We start from the raw sequence: 2,959 nt of genomic DNA, 5'->3' as shown, positions 1-2,959 counted from the left end.
TCGTGTGCTGTGTCCTTCCGCGAGAACCATTGCCGTGGTCTCGCTGACCATCACACGGTGGCCCCCTGGCGTGATCACCAAGGCGAGCGGTGACCTGGACTTACACCACCAGCGGGGACGTCACCGAAGCACGCGAGGCATGACATAGCGCCGCGGCTCCAGGGACACGCCCCATAACGGGCCTCTCCCGTGCATCACTGGGTTTTCGACCACAACTCTTGGAGACAGGCCCAGAGGCGCCCAAGCGGCGTCTGCTCAACATCCGTCAGCGCGTAGCGACGAACTTGCATCCCTTCAGTCCCAGTCGGACTGTTGGAGTCCAAGGAGAGAAGCTTGCCGGCTGCTTCTTCTGCGTTAGGCCAGGGTTTCAAGTGTGTCAAGAACCGCCGTCTCTGAGGCAGTGCCATGAATGATGGCGAGGAACTCTTCCGGCCCTGTCACCGTCTCGGAGTTGGACCATAAGCGGGTCACTCGTGTCCTGACTATGGTTATGTGCCCAACTCAGGCGGCTGGCCGAGCACTGCACGCGGACGGCCGAGGAAGTGAAGGCCGACATCCGTATCGCCTCGGACACCCTGGAGGACGGCTTCGACCTAATCGTCTTCATGCCCGGCGACTACAGCGACATGGTCGACAAGAACGGCGCGGTCGATGCGGAGAAGGTGACCGAGTACGCCCGCGAGCTGGTCCGGTGGAAGCCGGGGCTGGCCAGGGGTGCGCGGGTACCGACGGCCTCGTTCGGTCAGGACCGCCGGGCGGCCGTCGACCAGGGGTGCGGCGTCACGTGGGGATCGGTGCTGCGCGGCGGATACGAGTAATTCTCCGCGGGCGGCCCCGCCGGGCTTGTCGCCGACACTCCCCTTCCCCTACGGCTAGCCCGTACTGTCCGGTCCGATGGACCTCGACGCCTCGGCAGTGGTTGCCACCGTGGCGGCCGCCGTCTCGCTCGCCACCTTCGTCGCTCCACAGGCCAGGAGCACCCGGTTGCGAGCGTTTGCTGCCCCGTTGGGTAGCCATCGAGAAGCGGGTTACTCGACCGTACAGATGGCACCACCCCCCCGGCAAAGTCAGCTCTGCGTAGTGGCGCACTGATGTTCTGTAGTTGGCTGGCGTGTTTCTAGTCCTTGGTGACGGATGGCTCGAGGGGGTGTGGACGCTGCCGAGAGTGGCCGATACATTCGCGGCCCTCGCCAACTCCGTTAGGGCGAAGCAGCCGCCCGGCGCTATGGCGAGATCGGAGGCAATTCGATGATCACGCTTCGTCGAGCCTTGTTTGTGGCCGCTGCCGGTGCTTCCCTCGCAGCGGTCGGTGCGACCCCAGCCTTTGCGCAGCCAGGCCCCCCTGGGTACTCACTCTGCCAGCCGGTTCCTGCCGCCGGAGAGCCGGCAGGTGGACCGGGGTACAACTTCGTGCAACCGCCGCCCGCGTCTGATACCGCCTTCGAGCAGGTCTGCGGCGAGTGAGCGCGGCAATCAGCACGATCGACGGACCCCGCCATCCCTGACAAGGACGGCGGGGTCCGTCGCGTCTGGCTCGTGCCGCGGCGCTGTCTTGACCAGCGGTGGATCAGGCCGGTCGTGTGGAGACCCCATCGCCGGGCTGTGCGCCTTATGCCGCGAGACTGTCACCCACGGCTGTCATGATCGACACCAGCTAGTCCGGCCGCGTCGGTTCGTGGCCCACGGCCGGGCCAGCACGATGCGCCAGCGGCGCGCCCGCCGGCTCCGTGGCCCGAGGGATCACCCCATTAGTACCGGGGCTTACTCTCGGAGCCAGCGCGCATGACCCTGACCACCGGCACCGCCGGACCCCTCCTGCCCCCGAGCAGGTTGAGAGTCTGCTCATCAAGCCCGTCTTGGCCGCGTCCGTGGCCCTCAACCCGTTGTGCAGCCGGGTGCTGCGGCCGACAGCCCCGTCGGTCCGGCTGCCCGCCGTCACCGCCGACCCGACCGCCGCGTGTGTCGCCGAGGGCGCGGAAATCCCGGTTTCCGATCTCGCCACGGCCGAGGTCGACGTGGTCACCAAGAAGGTGGCCGGCCTCTCCGTCGTTACCTCCGAGCTGGCCGAGGACAGCTCACCGGAGGCCACCGCCGAGGTCGGGCGCGGCCTGGCCCGCGACATCGCCCGGAAGGTCGACGCCGCATTCTTCGGTGACGGAACCGCCCAGGGCGGGGAGCAGCCCGATGGGTTGGCCGCCCCGACCGACCTGGACGCCTTCGCCGAGGCCCAGATGCTCGCCGCCAACGTCGGCGCGCAGCTCACCGCCTTCGTCACCAGCCGGGCCACCGCCCTGGTGCTGGCGAACATGAAGGAGGCCACCGGCTCGGGCAAGCCGCCGCTCCAGCCGGACCCGACCCAGCCGACCCGCAGCAGGATGATCTTCGGGGTGCCGCTGCTGAACTCGCCGGAGGCCCCGGTCGGCACCGTCTGGGGCCTGCCCGCCGACCGGCTGGTCACCGCCGTCCGCCACGACGCCGAGGTTAAGGCCGACCGGTCGGTGTTCTTCACCAGTGACCGGGTCGCCGTCCGCGCCACGTGTCGGGTCGGCTTCGGGTTCCCGCACACCGCCGCCCTGGTCCGCATCCGGCTGACCGCGAGCTGAGGAGTTACTCCCTGTGTCAGGGCCCCGAAGGGAGCACATCGCTCCTCGGGACCTGACTGTCAGGGAGTCAGCGCATGAGTCGTCTCACGATCTCCCCCACGCCCAGCAGTCCCAAGAGGGCTGAGAGGGCCTGGGCGACCTGGGCGACAGCCTCGGCCGACCTGGTCACAATCAAGGTCGTCACCAGGACCACGGTCACCATCGAGACGACCACGCAGAGCACGATGGTTGAAGTGACCCCCGTCGGCTGAACACCTCCAGACTTGGCATCAGCCAAGGAGGGAGGCCCCGTTGGGCCGACGGAGCAAGTACCCCGAGGAGTTCCGGCAGCGGGCAGCGCAGCTGGTCCTGGACAG

3 protein-coding genes are annotated in these 2,959 nt (G+C 68.1%); all 3 read left to right on the top strand.

Features of this window, described 5'->3' with window-relative positions:
• Nucleotides 1-542 precede the first annotated feature (542 nt).
• Nucleotides 543-818, top strand: a complete 276-nt coding sequence (locus ACI78Z_RS24885) for a hypothetical protein (RefSeq protein ID WP_457039214.1) — start codon at nt 543-545, stop codon at nt 816-818.
• Nucleotides 819-1,727: 909 nt separating this feature from the next.
• Nucleotides 1,728-2,603 (top strand): phage major capsid protein, encoded by an 876-nt coding sequence (locus ACI78Z_RS24880; RefSeq protein WP_457039213.1) that lies wholly within the window; start codon nt 1,728-1,730, stop codon nt 2,601-2,603.
• Nucleotides 2,604-2,677: 74 nt separating this feature from the next.
• Nucleotides 2,678-2,854 carry a hypothetical protein gene (locus ACI78Z_RS24875; protein WP_457039212.1) on the top strand — a complete coding sequence of 59 codons (177 nt, stop codon included), beginning with the start codon at nt 2,678-2,680 and terminating at the stop codon, nt 2,852-2,854.
• Nucleotides 2,855-2,959 lie beyond the last annotated feature (105 nt).

Source organism: Geodermatophilus sp. SYSU D01176 (assembly GCF_054050015.1).
The sequence above is the reverse complement of the archived record's forward strand: the minus strand, read 5'-3'. Positions and strand labels throughout refer to the sequence as shown.

Coding starts and splice junctions, on each gene's coding strand:
- ACI78Z_RS24875 (WP_457039212.1), top strand. CDS start 2,678: ATGAGTCGTCTCACGATCTCCCCCACGCCCAGCAGTCCCAAGAGGGCT.